The sequence below is a fragment of the Microbacterium excoecariae genome (genome assembly GCF_011326725.1).
Taxonomy (GTDB): Bacteria; Actinomycetota; Actinomycetes; order Actinomycetales; family Microbacteriaceae; genus Microbacterium; species Microbacterium excoecariae.
The window spans coordinates 256,333-274,851 of sequence record NZ_JAANCO010000002.1 but is presented as its reverse complement, the minus strand read 5'-3'; the positions used below and the strand labels follow the sequence as shown (position 1 = coordinate 274,851).

Genomic DNA, 18,519 nt, shown 5'->3' with positions numbered 1-18,519 from the left:
CTCCGATGCGGAGCGCCACCGAAGGCGACAGCGCCAAGCCCAGCATCCCCCGAAGCGGGGGCGTCGAGCCCACACGCGGACTTGAGGCGGCACCTTGGCGCCGTCTCCCCGGCGCCGGCAGAGCGCGTCCCTTCACGCCACCGCCCGCGCCAATACAACGCCAGTCGCGTCCTCACACAGCGGGCCCGCGCCCGCAATGCCACGGCCACCGCGGCGCACCACACCCGACGGCCTGTCCAACCGTGTCCATTCCGTTCTCAGTGCCACGCCCGAAGGGGCCCGAAGCACCGTAAGCACCAGACCTCAGCGCCCGTTCCCATGCCGCGCCGACCGACCCAACCAACTGCGTCCATGCACGAGTCGCTGCCGCGTGCGATCGACGCAAGACACGACGCCCGTGCCCACTCCCGGCACCGCGCCCGACGGGCCCGACCATCACATCCGCGCCGTTCCCGTGCCACGCCCCCGGGCCCGGGGTAGTGCCTCATCCCGATACGGCTGCCGCGTGCGATGGGCTCCATCCACGACGCCCGTGCCCACTCCCGGCACCGCGCCCGACGGGCCCGACCATCACATCCGCGCCGTTCCCGTGCCACGCCCCCGGGCCCGGGGGTAGTGCCTCCCCCCGATACGGCTGTCGCGTGGGATGGGCTCCATCCACGACGTCAATGCAGGTGTCGGCATCCCCCGTCCGGCCTGGGCGGCGCCCCCACCGACGCGCGCGGGCCCTTCGGGGTCGCGCGTCAGACCCGCGCGAGCTCGTCCCCGGCCCACACGGCCACCGTCTCGCTGCCGGGCGCCCCGACGACGTCCAGCGCCACGGGGCCCGCGATCTCGCCCGCGGCCGACAGCGCGGCGCAGCCCACCGACGCGGCGAGGCCGTCGGGGCCGGCCGCCGAGACGGCGAGGCCCGCGCACGATGCGTCGCCGTGGGCGGCGTAAACGGTGCCGTCGACGATGTCGACCGCCACGACGTCCGAGAGGCCGCCGAGCGGGGCCCACGCGCCGTCGCGGAGGACCTGGGCGGATCCGTCACACACGACCGCGACCACCCCGTCGTCCGCGCGCAGCCCGAACGGCTCCGCGCACGGCGCCGACACGTCTACGCCCGCGGCGACGACGCCGGCCCGGCCCGGCGTCACGAAGGACGCGGACGCGAACAGCTCGACCTCGTCGCCCCAGAACTGGCCCTGGCTGAAGGTGCGGATCGCGCGCGTCTCGCACGGATCCGCCTCCGACTCCTCGTCGAGCAGCGACGCGACGATGTCGGCCTGTTCCTCCGCGAACGGATCCAGGCCCATGAGCTGCGTCACCCCGCGGTAGGTGGGCGTGACGTCGGTCCAGGTGCCGCCGCCGTCCGTCGAGCGCTCGAGCAGCGGGGCCACGCCCTCCTGGCAGGATCCGGCGGTGCCGCGCCAGACGATGTCCCCGGCTCCGAGGGCGAGGAAGCGCTCCTCCGCCACCGCCGGGGTGTCGGCCACGACCGTGACCGCGGGCTCGGCCGAGGCCCCGTCGCCCGAGGCCGCGTCGCCCGCGGGGGACGCGCTCGCCGTCGGCGTCGGGGAGGACGCCGACGAGCTCGCGATGGGCGACGCCGAGGGCGCCTGGCCCACGCGGTTCATGGCGTACAGCGAGAGACCGCCGACGGCGACCGCCAGCGCCACCACGCCGATGATCGCGAACACGCGGCCGGCGCCGCCCCTCGCCGCCCTAGCCATTGCCGCGCGCTCTCCTCCCGCGACCCTTCGGGGCTGCCTCCAGCTCGGGCCCATACCCGTACCCGTATCCGTAGCCGTAGTCGCCCGCGTCGGGGCCCGTCAGCGGGACCTTCGTCACGACGATGCCCGCGACCTGCGCGTGCACGGTCTCGAGCACGTCCAGCGCGCCCTGCACCTGGTCGCGCTTCGTGGATCCGGCCGCCACGACCACCATCGCGCCGCTCGTGAACTTCGCCAGCACGGCTGCGTCCGTGACGGGCAGCAGCGGCGGCGCGTCGAGGATGATGATGTCGAGGTCGTTCATGAGCATCTCGACGAGCGCGCGCATGCGCGACGAGCCGAGCAGCTCGCTCGGGTTCGGCGGCACCTTGCCCGACGGCAGCACGTACAGCGACCGCTTGCCCCACTTCTGCAGCACGTCCTGCAGCTCCGCGCGCCCGATGAGGACGTCCGTCAGGCCCACGCCGCCCTCGATGCCGAAGTACTCGGCGACCTTCGGCTTGCGCAGGTCGGCGTCGACGATCATGACGCGCTTGCCCGCGTCGGCCAGCGCGATCGCGAGGTTCACGGCGCTCGTCGACTTCCCCTCCCCCGGCACGCTCGAGGTGACGACGAAGCTGTGGCCCTTCGACTCCGACTCGAGGTCGAGGAACTGCAGGTTCGTGCGCAGGGCGCGGAACGCCTCGCTGCGGGGGTGCTGCGGATCCGCGTGCAGGATCAGCGGCCGCTCCGCCGACTTCGGGTCGAACGGGATCGCGCCGATGAGCGGCCGGTCGGTGATGGTCGCGATGTCGCGCGTCGAGCGCACCCGGGTGTCGAGCACCGTCCGCATGACCGCGAGGCCCACGCCGAGCGCGAGGCCCACGAGCAGCCCGAGCGCAAGGTTCAGCGGCACGTCCGGGCTCACCGGCGCCTCGGGCGCCGTCGCCGCCTGGATCTGCGTCACCTTCACGGGCACCGACGAGCTGTCCGGCAGCGTCTCGACGTCGGTGATCGCCTCCGTGAGGTTCTCCGTCACCGAGTTCGACACGTCGGCCGCCGCCTGCGGATCCGCGTCCGTCACCGTCACCCGGATGATCGTCGTCTCGAGCGCGCTCGAGACCTCCGTGCGCTCGGCGAGCTCGGTCGCCGACTCCGTCAGGCCGAGGTCGGCGATGACCGGATCCAGCACCCGCGGGCTCGTCGCGAGCTGCACGTAGGAGGCGACGCGCTGCTGCGTGTAGGTGTTGCCCTGCGCCTGCTCGCCGATCGTGTCGCCGGCCTGGCTCGAGACGAACACCTCGCTCGTCGCCTCGTACATCGGCGTGCGCGTCAGCGAGAACACGGCGGCCGCCCCGACCCCGACGAGCGCGATCACCGCGATGACGACCCAGTTCTTGCGCAGGATCCGGATGTAGTCGCTCAGTTCCACAGAATTCCCTCGGTACGCGGCGTATCGCTGTCGTGGCGCCGGAGCACCCTCGCACGAGCGTACCGGGCGGCCGCGCGTCGCCCGCGAACCCTCACGCCGCCGTGTCCCCGGGCGCGAGCACGGCCCGGCCCGTCTTCAGCACGATGATGAGGTCGCCCACGAGGCTCCAGTTGTCGACGTACGACAGGTCGAGGCGCACCGTCTCCTCCCACGACAGGGTCGACCGACCCGAGACCTGCCACAGGCCCGTGATGCCGGGCTGGACGAGGAAGCGCCGGTGCACGTGGTCGGCGTACTCGGCGACCTCGCTCGGCAGCGGCGGGCGCGGCCCTACGAGCGACATCTGCCCGCCGAGCACGTTGAACAGCTGGGGCAACTCGTCGAGGCTGTAGCGCCGCATCACGCGGCCCACGCGCGTTACGCGCGGGTCGTCGCGCATTTTGAACATGACGTCGTTGCCCGCGTCGGCCAGGGCCCTGAGCGCGGCGAGCTGCGCCTCCGCGTCGACGACCATCGACCGGAACTTCAGCATCTTGAATTCGCGGCCCTTGCGCCCCACGCGGGTCTGGCGGAAGAGGATCGGCCCCTTCGAGGTCGCCTTCACGATCACCGCGAGCGCGACGAGCAGCGGGCTGAGGCCCACGATCGCGAGCGCCGAGATGACGATGTCGGCCGCGCGCTTGACGAAGCGCTGCCCGTACGAGAAGCGCGGCGTCTCGACGTGGATGAGCGGCGCGCCCGCGGCGGGGCGCATGCGGATCCGCGGGCCCGCCACGTCGGCGATCGTCGGCGCGACGGCGAGGTGGCGACGGCCCTGCTCGAGCATCCAGGAGATCTCGCGCACCTTACCCGGGGGCATGAGGTCGGATCCCGTCACGAGCACCGTGTCGATGTCGCGCGCCTGCACGACCCGCTCGATGTCGTCGAATCCGCCGAGCACCTCGACGCCCTCCTCGGCGAGCGCGGCCGGGTCGGTGCCAACCGGCACGCACGCGCCCACGGGGAGATACCCGGCCCAGCGCACGCGCCCGAGCTCCCGTGCGAAGTGCGCCGACGCCTCCGGGGTCCCCACGAGCAGCACCCGCGAGAGGTAGAGCCCCTGCGCGCGCTGCACGTTGACCCACTGCCGCCACAGCCACCGCGTCGCGAGGAGCACGAGTATGCCGGCCGGCAGGGCGATGAGCAGGTATCCGCGGGAGAGGTTGATCTGGAAGATCACCGCGACGATCGCGACGATGCCGAAGAAGCGCACGCTCGACTCGACCACCCGGCGGTACTCCTCCCACCCGACCGTGATGATCCGCGGATCCCGCGTGTCGCGCAGGGCGAGCGCCGCGAGCCAGCCGAGGACGAGGAGGACCGAGAAGGTCGTGTACGACAGCATGACGTTGCCGCCCGCGACCGACACGTCGGCCTCCGAGTGCGCGCCGAGCCAGCCGATCTGGGTGCCGATGACGACCCAGACGAGCACGAGCGCGTCGGTGACGAACAGGCCGAGCGCGTAGCGGCGCTGCCAGGCGCGGGCGCCCCCGGAACGGCGTTTGGGCGTGACGTCCGCGCGCTCACTCGAGACGACGGTCACGAGGTCACCTTCCGAGGGGATCGAGGATAGGCCCGCCCGCTACCCGGGGTGCCCATGAAGTACCCGTGCAACATATCGCATACAGGTTTCCGGGTGATTCGCCGCACGTAACGAATCACCCCCGGTCACCTCAGGCGAGCGCCAGCCGCGCGACGCGCGCGACCTGCTCGACGCCCGGGAGGAGCTGGGCGAGCGCTTGGTCGTAGACGTCGCGGGAGCGCTGGTAGGGGTCGACGACGTCGTCGTCCGACGGATCCGCCGGCGGATCCACGTCGAACCGCGCCGAGGAGACGAGGTCGAGCGCCCGGCGCAGGCGGCGCGCCGGGTCGGCCTCCCCCGCCACCTCCTGCCGGACCTCGGCGTCGGTCAGGGTCTCGGCCAGGCGCGCGAACTCGCGCGCCGTGAAGGCGACCTTGAGCTTGGCCGGGGCGAGCTCGACGGCCGCGCGCCGGTGCTCGCGCGTCATCGCCAGCACGAGGTCGACCCCCGCGAGCACGCTCTCGTCGAGGTAGCGCGCGCGGTGCGCGGACGCCGCCGACGGGTCGGCCCCGGACTCTTCCGCGAGCCGCGCGGCGTCGGGGGTCATCTCGCGACCGACGGGGGCGCGCACCCCCGCGCTCGACACGTGGATGCCGGTGCCGGCAAGGCGCGCGCCGAGGATCAGTTCGGCCATGGGCGAGCGGCAGATGTTGCCCGTGCACACCGTCAGGATCTCCACCATCACTACCTCCGCGCCCCAGCGTAGGGGCCACGACCGACACGCGCGTGCCGGTACCGTGGTGCGCGTGACCGACGAGCCCGCCGCCCCCGCCCCGACACGCCGCCCGAGCGCGGGCAGCCGCGACGGCGCTCGTGGACGCCCGCGCGCCGACGATCGCCCGGCCCTCGGCAGCCGCACCTGGCTCGAGGGCAGCCGCACGGCGCGCCGGTGGAACGTCGAGCTGCTCGGCTGGGTCGCGATCGGCCTCGGCGTGGGCACGATCGGGTCGATCTTCGTCGGCCGCGCCGTCGTGGGGTTCGCGGGCGTGATCCTCGCCGACGTCGTGCTGTGGGCCGGCATGCTCGCGCCCGTCGTCGTCGCCTTCACGCGCGGCGTCCCGCGGGGTCTCCTGCGGATCCGCGCCCTCGACCTCCTGTGGGCCGTCGGATTCGGGCTCGTCCTACGGGTGGTGCAGGGATGGCTCGCCGTCGCCGCGGGCGATTCCGGCGCGCTGCCGACCTATCCGATGATCAACGGCGCGCTGCCCGACGGCTGGCTGTTCCTCTCCGTGATCTCCCCCATCGTCGTGGCGCCCGTCGTCGAGTCGCTCCTGTTCCACGGCGTCATCGTCGTGGCCGTGTACCGGATCGCGCGGCGCGGGCTCGAGGGCGCCCTGCTGGCGATCGTGTGCTCGACGGCCGCGTTCGTCGCGGTCCACGCCATCACGGTCGGCATCGCCGACTGGGGCCAGACCGCGGCCCTCGCCCTCGTGGGCGCGACGTGCGCGGGCGTCGTCGTCCTCACGGGCCGTGTCTGGACCGCCGTCGGCGTGCACGCCGTGTACAACGCCGCGGGCGTCGCCCTCGCGCTCGCGGGCACCGCGCTCGGATAGCGGACCGGCCCCTCACGTATCCTGTGCCGGTGCCTTCGACCTCCCGCCCCTCCGCCCGCCGCGTCGCCGGACGCTGGGTCGCCGGGGTCCTCGCCGCCCTCCTGCTGATCTTCCTCGCGGGCGCCGTGTGGGTCGGGATCCGCGCCACCGAGGCGATCGATCACGTCGAGCGCGCGCAGGAGATCGCGGGCGACATGGGCGGCTCCCTCGCCGCCGACCCCGCCGCGCTCGCCGACACGGTCGACGACATCGCCGCGGAGACGTCCCGGGCCCGCGAGCTGACGGCGGATCCCGTCTGGCGCGCGTACGGCGCGCTTCCGTGGATCGGCCCGCAGCTCGGCGCCGTCACGACCCTCACGGACGCCCTCGACACCGCGGTCTCCGGCGCCGTCGCCCCGCTCGCGACGACGTTCGCCGACGTCACCGGCGGGCTGTTCTCCCCCGACGGCGGCGCGATCGATCTCGCGCCGCTCGCCGGATCCGCCGAGACGGCCCGCACCGCGAACGCCGAGGCCCAGCGCGCCGCGGCGGCGGTCGCCGCGATCGATACGGCACCCCTCGTGAAGCCGCTGCGCGAGGCCACGGCCGAGGCGGGCGAGCAGCTGGACCGCGTCGCCGACGTCACGGAGGCGCTCGAGAACGCGACGAGCCTCCTGCCCTCGATGCTCGGATCCGACGGCCCGCGCGACTACCTCCTGCTCGCCCAGAACAACGCCGAGTGGCGCTCGCTCGGCGGCATCGCCGGCAACGTCATCCACCTCACGGCGGACGCCGGGCGCCTCGAGATCGCCGACCAGGTCGCGGGCGGATCCTTCGGCCGTGTCACGAGCGCCGCGGACGTCGCCACGGGTGAGCTGCGCGCGATCTTCGGCGACGACCCCGAGTCGTACATGCAGAACGTCACGCAGGTCCCCGATTTCGCCGTCTCGGCCCAGCTCGCGACCGCGATGTGGCAGGCCGAGCACGGCGGCGAGGTCGACGGCGTCATCGCGCTCGACCCCGTGGCGCTGTCCTACCTCGTCGGCGCGGTCGGCGGCGTGGAGCTCCCCACGGGCGGCACGGCGACCGAGGAGACGCTCGTGCCAATGCTCCTCAGCGACCTCTACGCCCAGATCACGGTCCCCGCGGAGCAGGACGCGGCTTTCGGCGCCGTGACCGCCGCCGTCTTCGACGCCGTGATGAGCGGATCCGGCGAGCCCGCCGCCATGATCGAGGCGCTCGCCCGGGCCGGATCCGAGCGCCGCGTCCTCGTCTGGAGCGCGCACGCCGACGAGCAGACCGTCCTCGCGGAGACGACGCTCGCGGGCGGGCTGCCCGAGACCGACACCGAGACGACGGGCGTCGGCGTGTACCTCAACGACGGCACCGGCTCGAAGATGGACTACTTCATGGAGGCGGCCGCGGGCGCCGCCTGGTGCAGCGCCACCGACCAGGCGCGGCTGTCGGTCGGCGTCGAGCTCACGAGCACCGCGCCCGCCGACGCCGCGACCGTGCTGCCCGACTACGTCCTCGGCTCCGCCGCGGGCACCGAGACGATCGGCGGGGTCGAGGCCGGGATGACGCGCACGGTCGCCTACGTGTACCTGCCCGAGGGATCCTCTCCCGGCGACATCGAGGCGAGGGCGGGAGACGCCTCGATCCTCGGTACGCACGAGGGCCGCAGCGTCGTCGCCTGGACGACGGTGCTCGCCCCCGGCGAGACCGCGCGGCTCGAGGTCGCCACGACGGCGCGACGCACGGGCGCGATCGACATCGTTTCGACACCCACCGTTCACCCCGGCGAAATATCACGACTTGACTCTCCTTGTGGATCTCCTGAATAATCAACAGGACTGAGATGTGCGTCGTTTCTGGTTCCCGGGGGCACGCGGACACCACAACGTGAGGATCCACACCACATGAAGACTTTCTCTCTCAAGAAGGCCACCGCGGCGCTTGTCGTCGCGGGCGCCCTCGCGATCGGCTCGCCGGTCGCCGCGAACGCCTACACCCCGTCGACCGACGGCGCCGTTGTCAGCGGTAGCTTCGTCCCCGGCGGTACCGTGACGCTCTCGTTCTCGGGCTTCATGCCCTTCGAGTCGGTCACCATCACGCTCACCGGCCTGTCGGGCGCGAGCCTCGCCTCGGCCGCGGGCGACTCCATCACCACGACCACCGACGCCGACGCCGACGGCGTCGCCACGGTCACGCTCACGCTGCCCGAGGGCGCGTCGGGCGACTTCACCGTCACGGCCGTCGGCCTGGAGAGCGGCGTCACGCAGTCGCAGACCTTCACGGTCGACACGGCGAGCGCGGCCGGCACCGGCACGGCGGGCGACGACTCGCTCCTCGCCACGGGCAACGACGTCACCTCGGGCCTCGGCCTGTGGGTCGGCGGCGGCGCGCTCGTCCTCGCGGGCGGCGCGATCGTCGTGGCCTCCGCGGTGCGCAAGCAGCGCGAGACGAACTAATCTCAGTACCCTGGAAGGGCCCGTCGGCATCTGGCCGCCGGGCCCTTTCTCTGTCCGCTCCTCGAACGAACGGCCCCGTATGACCCCGTCGCCGCTCGTCGTCGCCTTCGATCTCGACGACACGCTCGCCCCCTCGAAGTCCCCCGTCGCCGACCGCGTCGCCGAGCAGCTCGTCGCGCTCGCGCGGCGCGTGGAGGTCGCGATCATCTCGGGCGGGCAGATCGCCCAGTTCCGCGCGCAGGTCGTCGACCGCCTGCCCGACGCGCCCGACGCGCTCGCGCACATCCACCTCCTCCCGACCTGCGGCACGCAGTACTTCCGCCACGACGGCACCGCGTTCCGCGCACTCTACGCGCGCGACCTCACCGCCGACGAGAAGGCCCGCGCCCTCGCGGCGATCGAGGAGGAGGCCGTGCGGCTCGGCTACTGGGAGTCCGAGACCTGGGGCCCGATCCTCGAAGACCGCGGATCCCAGATCACCTTCTCCGCGCTCGGGCAGTCCGCGCCCGTCGACGCGAAGAAGGCGTGGGATCCGACGAGCGCGAAGAAGTCCGCGCTCCGCGACGCCATCGCCGCGCGGCTCCCCGACCTCGAGGTCCGCTCGGGCGGATCCACGTCCATCGACGTCACGCGCAAGGGCATCGACAAGGCCTACGGCATGGAGCAGCTCGCGGCCGAGACGGGCATCGCCCTGGACGACATGCTGTTCTACGGCGACCGGCTCGACCCCGACGGCAACGACTACCCCGTGAAGGCCATGGGGGTCGCGTGCGTCGCCGTCACGGGCTGGGAGCACACGGCCGAGCTGCTCGACGCGCTCATCCCCACCCTCCCCGAGCGGGGCTGAGCGCCCCGGCCCCTCTCGGGCGGCGCGGCGACCCGGCGGCGCGGCGGCTCAGCGCCCGTGGCGCCGGTACTCGGCCTCCACGAGGATCGGCAGGTGGTCGCTGGATCCCTGCGGGAGCGTCGTGACGTCGCCGATCGACAGGCCGCGCGAGGTCACGAAGTCGTAGTGGCCCTTGAAGAAGCGGTACCGCGTGTAGGTGCGCAGGTTGCTGAGGCTGAGGTCGTAGCCGTGCTCGCGCACCTGGTCGCCGAGGCGCTCCTTGAATACGGGGTAGTTGTAGTCGCCGACCATGAACGTCGGGGTCCCGGGGCCGAGCTGCTCGAGCGCCTGCAAGGCCGAGCGGATCTGCGTGCGCCGCAGCGAGTTCGGGGCCGTGAGCGGCGCCGCGTGAAACGAGGCCATCGTGATCTCGCGGGCCGCGTCGATGTCGAACAGCTGCACGCCGAGCAGGCGTTCGTGCGCGGGCTTGAGCACCATGTCGTGGAGCGACTTCTTCAGCCCGAGCGACACCGAGTCGACGAAGCGGAACGCGTTCTCGCGGAAGTACAGGGCGAGCCCGAGGCGGTTGCGATCGGTCGCCGCCGCGAGCCGGAGGCCGTCGATCCGCGTCGGCAGGTCCTCGACGTTCGCCTCCTGCAGGCAGAGAACGTCGGGCTCCCAGCGATCCACGAGCGCGCCCAGCTCGTCGGCCGCCGCGTGCTTGCGCAGGTTGTAGGAAATGACTCGCATCGTGCCCTCACACTAAGCCCCGCGGGTACGGGCCGGATAGCCCTTCGCTATGAGCTTCCCATGACCTCGTCGGCCCCGCGCCGCGCGCGCGTCTGATCGGCCCGCGCCGCGAGCTGATCGTCCACCGGATACCCCACCTCGGCGAGCGTCAGGCCGCGCGCGTCGAGCACCGCGAACGCGCTCGTGCGGGTCAGCTCGTCGCGCAGGCGCGCGACGTCGGCGACCTCGAGGCGGCCCTGGCCGACCGCGACGCACGCGCCCACGAGGGCCCGCACCATCGAGTGGCAGAAGGCGTCGGCGCGCACGTTCGCGACGAGCGCGCCGTCCTCGCCGCGCCGCCAGTCGAACTCGAGGAGGGTCCGGATCGTCGTGGCCTCCTCACGCGGCTTGCAGTAGGCCGCGAAGTCGTGGAGCCCGACGAGCGAGCGCGCCGCGGCGTCCATGGCGGCCACGTCGAGCCGCGCGCGCACGAGCGTCGTGTCGCGGCGGCGCAGCGGGTCGTATCCCGCCGTCTCGTCCGCGATCCGGTACGCGTACCGGCGCCACACGGCCGAGAACCGGGCGTCGAAGCCCGCGGGGGCCGAGCTCGTGCGCGCCACGGCAACGTCCGCGTACGGGCGCAGGACGCCCTGGACCCTCCGGGCGAGAGGTGCCACCGGATCCGCCGGTGCCGCCCCTCCCCGCCGCGGCGCCGCCGCGCGCCCGGCCTGCGCGGCGTCGAGGTCGAGGTGCGCGACCTGGCCGCTCGCGTGCACGCCCGCGTCCGTGCGGCCCGCGACCACGAGCCGGGGCTCGCCGCCGAGCACGCGGCCCAGCGCGTCCTCGAGCGTGCCCTGCACCGTGCGCAGCCCGGGCTGGCGGGCCCATCCGTGGAAACCGGATCCGTCGTACGCGATGTCGAGGCGGATCCGGCGCCCGCCCGCGTCGCCCGTCACGCCGTGAGCCGGGCGAGCGCGTCGATGACGACGCGGGCCGAGCGCTCGGCCGCGTCGTCGATGTGGGTGGCGAACTCGTCGCCGTCCGGCGCGCAGAGGTCGCTGATCGCGCGGCAGGCCGCGAAGCGCGCGCCGTGGTTGTGGGCGACCTGCGCGACGGCCGTTGTCTCCATGTCGACCGAGACGAGGCCGGGGAAGTCGGCGCGGAGGCGATCGGCGATGCCCGTCGTGACGAATTTCTCCCCCGCGCCCATGTCGCCCTCGCGCACATCGATGTCGCCCACGCGCGCGTCCGCGAGCGCCCGGCGGAGGGCCGGATCCGTGCCGTAGACCTCCGGCATCCCGGGCACCTGCCCGAGCGCGTAGCCGAAGGCCCGCGCGTCGGCCTCGACGTTGACCGCCGAGGCGCCCACGACGACCTCGCCCACCCCGACGCCGCGGGCGAGCCCGCCCGCGGATCCGGCGCTGATGAGGACGATGTCGTCGGGCCCGTAGCGGTGGATCGCGCCGGAGGCGGCGTCGGCGGCGTTGACCATGCCGATGCCCGAGCGCACGAGCACGACCGTCGCGTCGCCGAGGACGATGCCGCGGTGCACCGCGCGGCCGACCGCGATGGGGTCGCTCACCTCGCGCGCCGCGTCGAGGAAGGGCTGGGCCTCCTCGTCCATCGCGACCTGGATGACGATCGCGGTCATGCGCCCGATCCGTCCGCGAAGACCGTCAGCCACTCGTCGCGGCGGTCGAGGAAGGCGCGCGCGGCCTCCTGCGCGCCGGCGAGCGTGTGGTTCTCGCCCCAGCCGCACTGCGTCTCGTTCGCGGCGGGCACGCGGTCGGCATCCGCGACGTCGGCGAGCGTCGCGGCGACGAGGTCGGCCACCTCGGCCGGCGTGTGCTCGCCGGAGAGGATGAGGTAGAAGCCGGTCTGGCAGCCCATGGGCGAGAAGTCGATGACGCGGTCGGAGTGGTCGCGGCTCTTCTCGGCGAACAGGTGCTCGAGCGAGTGCACGACGGGCATCTCGAGGTGGGCGACGTTCGGCTGCGCGAAGCGCACGTCGTACTTCACGATGACGTCGCCCGCGGGCAGCGTTTTGCGGTCGGCGAGGCGCAGGTAGGGCGCGGCGACCCGGGTGTGGTCGAGGTTGAAGGATTCGACGTTCATGCGGGCGTTGTCGGTCACCCCTCCAGGCTACCGGGGTGCACTCAGCCGCCGTCGCGCACGCGGCGCACGAAGTCGCGCATGCGGCGGGCCGTATTGTCGATGCGGAAGTCGACGTTCGCGCGGAACTCGCCGGGCGCCAGCGGTAGCGCGAGGCGCACGTTCGTGTGGCAGGAGATGTCGGCGCACATGTAGGTGCCGATCGTCTCCTCTCGGGCGCCCGCCTCGCCGCCCTTGCGCGCGGCCATCATCGTCACCTGGTTGCCGGGCTGCATCGTGCGGCAGATGTTGCAGATGCCGTTGTAGGCGCGCGAGGGCTGCTGGGCCGCGCGCAGGATGATCGCCGTCGGCACGCCGTCCACCTCGGTGACGACGTAGCAGCGCGCGCGGGTCGACGGGTCCCGCCACCCCAGGAAGTCGACGTGGAACCAGTCCACGAGCGGCAGGTCGAGGGGGAGTTCCATGATCTCGAGGTCGCGCTCCGTCGCGTTGACGAAGGCCTCGCGGATGTCGTCGGCCGTCAGCTCCTGCATGATCCGGCCAGTCTAGAAGTAGGATCGCGGCATGGCCGACAGCAGTTTCGACATCGTCAGTGAGATCGACCGCCAGGAGGCGGACAACGCCCTCAACCAGGCCCGCAAGGAGGTCAGCCAGCGCTACGACTTCCGCGGCACCGACACCGACATCGAGTGGTCGGGCGAGCAGATCCTCATCACCGCGAACAGCGAAGACCGCGCGACGGCGGCCCTCGACGTCCTTCAGTCCAAGATGATCAAGCGCGGGATCTCCCTCAAGAGCCTCGACAGCGCGGATCCGTTCGAGAGCGGCAAGCAGGTCAAGATCGTCACGACCCTCAAGGAGGGCATCGCGCAGGACATGGCGAAGAAGATCGGCAAGATCATCCGGGACGAGGGCCCGAAGTCGGTCAAGAGCCAGATCCAGGGCGAGGAGATCCGCGTGAGCTCCAAGAGCCGCGACGACCTGCAAGAGGTCATCGCGCTCCTGAAGGGCAAGGACCTCGACGTGGCGCTGCAGTTCCAGAACTACCGGTAGGTCAGCGGGCGCGGAGGAGGGGCGGCCCCGGCCGCCCCTTTTTCGCACATGCAACGGTTGCACGCAGTGCAAGGGAATTGAACTCTGTTTGCTTTTTGGACGGAGTCCGGGTGAGAATCGCTCGATGGCACACACCGGTGACCACTCCCAGGAGAGAGCCCAGGGCATGTTCGACCCCATCGAGATCGACACCCCCCGCCTCAGCGACGCGGCCTTCCGACACATCGCACTGTCCATCGTCGACGGCCGCCTGCCCCAGGGCGAGCGCGTGCGCGACGAGCAGATCTCCTCCGAGCTCGGCGTCTCGCGCATGCCCGTCCGCGAGGCGATGCAGCACCTCGAGCGGCTTGGCCTGTTGGACGTGCGCGCGAACCGCTACACCCAGGTGTCGCGGGTCACGGACGCGCAGGTCACCGACACGCTCGAGTACGCCGGCCACTACGCGGCCATGACGCTGCGCATGGCGCTCGGCCGCATGGATGCCCGGAAGCGGAGCGTCCTCGCCTCGTCCCTCGCGGAGATCCGCGACCACTTTGCCACCGACGGCGACGCGCCCGCGGCGCGGCTGGCGGTCCTCCACTTGCTCCTGCAGCTGTCGAGCAACGAGGTCGCGCGCCGGTTCGCCGGCGACATCGACCTCGTCACGACGCGCAACCTGCACGGGCGCGGCCTGGAAACGCGAGACGGCGAGGAGCTCGCCGAGCTCCTCGCCGTCTTACCGGACGCGGTGGCCGAGGGAGACGCCGACACGAGCGAGGCGCTCGTGCGCCGGCACTTCGGGGCCTGACGCCCCTCCCGGCCGGACGCTTGCTACCGCCGGCTGCCGCTCACCCTCCGCAGCAGCCACGCGATCACCGCGATGACCGCGATGATGAGGCCGACCCACAGCAGGAACCGCAGCGCCTCGACGACACCACCGACGACGAGCAAGACGACCGCCGCGATGATGATGATCCACAGAAGAATGTTCATGGCCCCACCATAGGGGCCCGGTTTCGCTACCGCGAGAGGGCGTGCGATCTGCCCCCAATATCCGCTCCGCACCGGACGAACCGAGGGGATCCGGAGGGTGAGCACCGCCCGCGCCAACCGGAATCCCGATCGCGCACCATACCGATAACAAGTGTGTGAGCCTCTGTAGGAGCGTCCGATAGCTTCCAGGGGAAGACTTCGCGCGCCCCGCGCGCGACACCAGACGTGGACGTTTCATCCCAGGTTGCGCCCACGCGCCGCGCCTTTGGCGCGGTGGGCCCGCCACCAGCCACTCCCTTTGCCGGCCGGAGGCGGGCCATTTTCGTGCCTTACGCGACGAACACCACGGGAGTCCCGAGCGGAAGCTCGTTGACCGCGAGGAGCGCGTCGTACGCCAGCCGCACGCACCCGTGCGACACCGTCCCCGTGCTCGTCAGGTTGTAGTGGAGGCCGATGAGCCCCCCATCGCTCCCGCCGAACGGCTCGTCCGCGACGTCTGAGTGCAGCGTCGTGAGCTGGATCGTGTAGTCCGCCTGCGTGGGGTCGTCGTAGCGTGCCTGCAGGTACCCCACGGTCCCTACCGGCGTCGGAGTGTCCTCGGCCCCGACGCCCGCCGGGTAGGTGGCGTCCCCCTCGGGAGTCTCCACCGTCATGGATTGCGCAGACACGGAAACCGTCACGCGCGCGGGGAGATCGTGCGCCTCGATCAGCGCGTCGCGCGGCACCCATCCCGCCGACTGGGCCGGTGCACGACCGCCCGCCCGCGAAGGGAGTTCCTGGCGCGACGGCGTCAACACAAGAGCCCACTTGCCGTCGAAAGCGACGGGCACAACGATCGTTGGTTCGTCGAGAAAGTTGAGCGCGGGAATGCGCGCGACAGGATCCGCCCGGTCGGATCCGTAAACGGCGACATCGTCGTCCACCGTGTATGCCTTCTCGATCGAGTCCGCGTCGGCTCCTTCGAACGGGAGAAGCCCGGGGATCACGGCGTCATAGATGGCGGCGGGAAGGGCCGCCATCGCTGCATCGTCCAGTTCGGAAGGGTCGGGGACGCGTGACTCAGCCGGAGCTTCGGTCGGCTCCTCGACCGGCACCGGCGAGGGCGTCGCGCGGGCGCTCACAGGAGGCGTCGCGTCGGACTGAGTCGTGATGACGATGGCCGCCGCGGCGGCGACGACGCACGCGGTCGCTGCCGCGGCGATCATCCAGCCGCGGGCACGTCGCCCCGTGGCTCGGGTCGTAAGCTTCATGGGTTACTCCGCAGTCGTGGCGGCGGGGCGGCCGAAGCCGCCCCGCCTGTGTGAGGGGTGATTAGCCCGAGATCACGGGAAGGTGACGCTCAGGATCGCGCGCAGGCGCATCGTCACCCGCGGATCCACCGGCGGGGGTTCCCCCTGCAGGCGCCCCCTGGCCCGGCAGCGAGACATCGCCTTCGTTCTCCTGAGGGTTCTCGATGGGCTGCTCGGGCTCGGGCAGCACCGGGGCGGGCTCGACAGGCGTCGGGATCGCCGCGGGGTCGTAGTCCAGCGCCGGCGTAATCGTCGGCAGAATGCGGCCGTCGGCCACCTCCTCGAACGCGTACGCCATGCCCAGGAGCTCGGCGTCCTGGAACTCGCGGCCCAGGAGCTGGAAACCGACGGGCGAGCCGTTCTCGTTCGCGCCGGCCGGGAAAATCGCCGTCGGCGCCCCCGAGGCCGAGGACGGCGGGTCGATACGGCCGAAGCTGCGGCTGTTCGCGTCGTTCAGTCCGATGTCGCTGAGCTCCGTCGCGTAAAGGACCGCGTCGACGCCCTCGGCGTCCATCCAGGCGGCGAGCACGTCACGATACGCCGCGCGATAGTCCTCGAACGCCTGCAGCTCCTCGGGCGTCATGCGCTCGCCGAAGCCCCAGCTGACGAGCTGTTCCACGTCCGTCACCGGGCTGTCCGGGTGATCCGCGAGCCACTGCTCCCACCCCTCGACGGAGGTGCTGCCCGTCGTGGGCCGCGTGGGGGCCGCCGGCTCGGCGGAAATCTCCTTGATCGTCGCGCCCGCGGCCTCGAAGGTCGCGAACTGGGCGCGCAGCGCGTCGCTCACCGACGTCGTACCGAAGGGGTCGTCGAATGCGCCTTCGGGCACGCCGATGACCTTGCCCTCCAGTGCGTCCGCGCGGAGCGCCTCCGTCCAATCGGCGGGGCGGTGGCCGTTCGCCACGTCATCGAGGGCGTCCGTAGGGTTGTCCTCGCGCGCGACGGCGTTGAGCAGAATCGCCTGGTCCTCCGGGCTCTGCGAGATGAACCCGACGTAGTCCTGCACCACCGTGAGCGGCATCGTGCCCTGGCTGCTCTGTATGCCGTCGGTGCCGCGCAGGGAGGTCAGGCTCGCGGCGCCCGACGGGCCCCACAGCGAGTCACCCGTCTGCGTGCCGAGCGCCGCGGCCGCGAAGCTCGACGCGACCGAGACGGCGGATCCGCCGCTCGAACCGATCGGGCTCTTCGACATGTCGAAGGCGTTCCACACCTGGCCGTAGTCGCTCTCGCTGTAGAAGCCGCTCATCGCGAACTTCGACAGGTTGGCCTTGCCAAGGATGATGGCGCCGGCCTCGCGGAGCTGCTGCACCTGCCACGAGTCCGTCTCCGGCACGTAACCGTCGAACAAGAGCGAGCCGCCCGTGGTGGGCATGTCGGCCGTGTCGATGATGTCCTTGACCAGGATCGGGATTCCCAACAGAGGCCGATCGTCGCCGGCCGCGCGCGCGGCGTCGGCGTCGGCGGCCTGCTCCATAGCGTCGGGCGCAACGGCCAGGACGGAGTGCAGACCGAGCGGTCCCTGGTCGTACGCAGCGATGCGATCGAGGTAGGCGCGCACGATCTGCGTTGCGTTTGTCTCGCCGGACGCCATGTCGGCCTGAAGGTCCACGATGGTCTTCCCTACGACGTCGTAGGACGACGTCGTGACCGGAGTCGCGGCGGCGACGGCGCCCGTCGGCAGATCCGCGAGGGGCTCGCCCGCGAGGTCCTCGCAGGCCGCGGGGTCAACCCCCGGAAGCGACAACAGGTCGAAGTTCGCGATTGAGCACACCTCGGGGGCGCTCAGGCCGCTCAGATCGGGGGACGCGGCGAGCGCAGCCGCCGTCTCGCCGACGGCCGTGACCTGAGAGCCAGGCTCGACCCCGCCCGACCGCTCCGACAGGCCCGTGACGACGTAGTGCACGAGGGAGGAGGTCTGACCCGGTGCGATCTCGAGCGTCGTCACGAACCCCGGGTGGTTCGCGTCGTCGCCGCTCTCGGCCAGCGGCTCGGTGAACGGCCCCTGCTGGAAGTCGCCCATACGGTCGAGCCCGCCCGCGTATCCGGGGGTGCCGAAGACCGTCGCCGACGGCCCGTTCGCGCTCGCGGCGCCGGGCTCGGAGGAGGACGGCGTGAACCAGGATGCCCACCCGTCTGCCGCGGTCACGCTCGCGTCACCGTCGCCCGTCGTGGCGATCGCCGACTGGTTGGTGCCCGTGGCGTACCCGAGCTCGCCGCCGAAAGCGACCTCGAGCGAGATGGGCTCGCGGCTCGTGTTCGTAAACGTGTCGAAGAAGCGCCCGTAGCCGCCATCCGCGTCGAGGACGAGTTCGCGGCTGACCGCGACCTCGTCGATCTCCACGGCGTTCGTGCTCGTGAAGGCGCTCCGGCCGTCGTACCGGAGCCCGAATCCGCGGAGGAGGATGCCGTTCAGGCGGTCCGTGCTGCCCGCGACGTTCATCCGGATTCCGCCATAGCCGCCGAGAGCGTTGGAGGACGTGTTCCGCACGCTGCCGGTGTCCAAGCCAGGGATCGCGGCGTCGTTGACGTACCACACCTGGCCGTCGGAGAACGTGGAGGAGTTCAGCCCGAAGGCGCTAGCGGGGACGAGTGCTCCCGCGCATACGGCGAGGATGGTGGCGCCGCCGGCGGCGGCGAGGCGTCCTCTTCGCCGCAGGCGAGAAAGTTTGTGCTGTGTCATGTGTCGTTTCTTGTCGTCAGATGGGGAAGGGACCGGAGGTCCCGCCGCCGACGATAGGAACTGCAGAAGCCGCGCACAGTTCCGTGAAACGTCCACGCCATGTGC

The 18,519-nt window shown here is 72.0% G+C and carries 18 protein-coding genes; 6 read left to right on the top strand and 12 right to left on the bottom strand.

All coding sequences use genetic code 11. The features are described 5' to 3' along the window. Positions 1 to 743: 743 nt before the first annotated feature. From G8E01_RS12500 to G8E01_RS12485, 4 genes are all read right to left on the bottom strand, one after another. Positions 744 to 1,718, bottom strand: coding sequence for a hypothetical protein (locus tag G8E01_RS12500; protein ID WP_166320336.1), 975 nt, complete (start codon positions 1,716 to 1,718; stop codon positions 744 to 746). Further along, the gene (locus G8E01_RS12495; protein WP_166320334.1) at positions 1,711 to 3,129 is read right to left on the bottom strand and encodes a polysaccharide biosynthesis tyrosine autokinase; all 1,419 of its coding nucleotides are present in this window, start codon (positions 3,127 to 3,129) and stop codon (positions 1,711 to 1,713) included. The genes G8E01_RS12500 and G8E01_RS12495 overlap by 8 nt, the downstream gene beginning before the upstream one ends. Positions 3,130 to 3,220: 91 nt before the next feature. Further along, on the bottom strand, positions 3,221 to 4,711 hold the full coding sequence (locus tag G8E01_RS12490) for an exopolysaccharide biosynthesis polyprenyl glycosylphosphotransferase (RefSeq protein ID WP_166320332.1): 1,491 nt from the start codon (positions 4,709 to 4,711) through the stop codon (positions 3,221 to 3,223). Between the two features lie 130 nt (positions 4,712 to 4,841). Beyond that, positions 4,842 to 5,432, bottom strand: coding sequence for an arsenate reductase/protein-tyrosine-phosphatase family protein (locus G8E01_RS12485; protein WP_166320330.1), 591 nt, complete (start codon positions 5,430 to 5,432; stop codon positions 4,842 to 4,844). A gap of 64 nt (positions 5,433 to 5,496) precedes the next feature. Here G8E01_RS12485 and G8E01_RS13100 point away from each other — a divergent pair, with 64 nt between their 5' ends. The 4 genes from G8E01_RS13100 (at position 5,497) to G8E01_RS12465 (ending at position 9,600) form a co-directional block, all read left to right on the top strand. After that, the gene (locus G8E01_RS13100) at positions 5,497 to 6,303 is read left to right on the top strand and encodes a CPBP family glutamic-type intramembrane protease (RefSeq protein WP_166320328.1); all 807 of its coding nucleotides are present in this window, start codon (positions 5,497 to 5,499) and stop codon (positions 6,301 to 6,303) included. A 29-nt stretch (positions 6,304 to 6,332) separates the two neighbouring features. After that, positions 6,333 to 8,126, top strand: a complete 1,794-nt coding sequence (locus tag G8E01_RS13095; RefSeq protein ID WP_166320326.1) for a DUF4012 domain-containing protein — start codon at positions 6,333 to 6,335, stop codon at positions 8,124 to 8,126. Between the two features lie 75 nt (positions 8,127 to 8,201). Further along, positions 8,202 to 8,753: a hypothetical protein gene (locus tag G8E01_RS12470; RefSeq protein ID WP_166320324.1), complete on the top strand. Its 552-nt coding sequence runs from the start codon at positions 8,202 to 8,204 to the stop codon at positions 8,751 to 8,753. A gap of 79 nt (positions 8,754 to 8,832) precedes the next feature. Next, a complete protein-coding gene (locus G8E01_RS12465) occupies positions 8,833 to 9,600 on the top strand; it encodes an HAD-IIB family hydrolase (RefSeq protein WP_166320322.1) in 768 nt (255 codons plus the stop codon). 48 nt (positions 9,601 to 9,648) lie between these two features. Here the strand turns inward: G8E01_RS12465 and G8E01_RS12460 are convergent, their stop codons facing one another. Genes G8E01_RS12460 through G8E01_RS12440 form a run of 5 tightly spaced genes read right to left on the bottom strand, consistent with a single transcriptional unit; the run spans position 9,649 to position 12,953 of the window. Next, on the bottom strand, positions 9,649 to 10,329 hold the full coding sequence (locus G8E01_RS12460) for an endonuclease/exonuclease/phosphatase family protein (protein ID WP_155047969.1): 681 nt from the start codon (positions 10,327 to 10,329) through the stop codon (positions 9,649 to 9,651). Between the two features lie 47 nt (positions 10,330 to 10,376). Beyond that, positions 10,377 to 11,264 carry a tRNA pseudouridine(38-40) synthase TruA gene (gene truA / locus G8E01_RS12455; protein ID WP_166320320.1) on the bottom strand — a complete coding sequence of 296 codons (888 nt, stop codon included), beginning with the start codon at positions 11,262 to 11,264 and terminating at the stop codon, positions 10,377 to 10,379. Further along, positions 11,261 to 11,959 carry a 5'-methylthioadenosine/S-adenosylhomocysteine nucleosidase gene (gene mtnN / locus G8E01_RS12450; protein ID WP_166320318.1) on the bottom strand — a complete coding sequence of 233 codons (699 nt, stop codon included), beginning with the start codon at positions 11,957 to 11,959 and terminating at the stop codon, positions 11,261 to 11,263. The genes truA and mtnN overlap by 4 nt, the downstream gene beginning before the upstream one ends. Next, positions 11,956 to 12,423: an S-ribosylhomocysteine lyase gene (locus G8E01_RS12445; RefSeq protein ID WP_166320378.1), complete on the bottom strand. Its 468-nt coding sequence runs from the start codon at positions 12,421 to 12,423 to the stop codon at positions 11,956 to 11,958. Before G8E01_RS12445 ends, mtnN begins: the two co-directional genes overlap by 4 nt. A gap of 41 nt (positions 12,424 to 12,464) precedes the next feature. Further along, positions 12,465 to 12,953, bottom strand: a complete 489-nt coding sequence (locus G8E01_RS12440) for an FBP domain-containing protein (protein ID WP_166320316.1) — start codon at positions 12,951 to 12,953, stop codon at positions 12,465 to 12,467. A 31-nt stretch (positions 12,954 to 12,984) separates the two neighbouring features. Here G8E01_RS12440 and G8E01_RS12435 point away from each other — a divergent pair, with 31 nt between their 5' ends. Further along, entirely contained in the window at positions 12,985 to 13,473 is a 489-nt protein-coding gene (locus G8E01_RS12435; RefSeq protein ID WP_155047971.1) for a YajQ family cyclic di-GMP-binding protein, read from the top strand. Between the two features lie 124 nt (positions 13,474 to 13,597). Continuing rightward, positions 13,598 to 14,260, top strand: coding sequence for a GntR family transcriptional regulator (locus tag G8E01_RS12430; protein ID WP_166320314.1), 663 nt, complete (start codon positions 13,598 to 13,600; stop codon positions 14,258 to 14,260). A 23-nt stretch (positions 14,261 to 14,283) separates the two neighbouring features. Here G8E01_RS12430 and G8E01_RS12425 read toward each other — a convergent pair whose 3' ends face one another. The 3 genes from G8E01_RS12425 to G8E01_RS12415 all read right to left on the bottom strand — a co-directional run bounded on the left by G8E01_RS12425 (position 14,284) and on the right by G8E01_RS12415 (position 18,414). After that, positions 14,284 to 14,445: a hypothetical protein gene (locus tag G8E01_RS12425; protein ID WP_166320312.1), complete on the bottom strand. Its 162-nt coding sequence runs from the start codon at positions 14,443 to 14,445 to the stop codon at positions 14,284 to 14,286. 329 nt (positions 14,446 to 14,774) lie between these two features. Continuing rightward, complete coding sequence (locus G8E01_RS12420) at positions 14,775 to 15,695, bottom strand: L,D-transpeptidase (protein WP_166320310.1); 921 nt, start codon at positions 15,693 to 15,695, stop codon at positions 14,775 to 14,777. Positions 15,696 to 15,756: 61 nt separating this feature from the next. Continuing rightward, positions 15,757 to 18,414 carry an amidase gene (locus G8E01_RS12415; protein ID WP_166320308.1) on the bottom strand — a complete coding sequence of 886 codons (2,658 nt, stop codon included), beginning with the start codon at positions 18,412 to 18,414 and terminating at the stop codon, positions 15,757 to 15,759. Between the last annotated feature and the right edge of the window lie 105 nt (positions 18,415 to 18,519).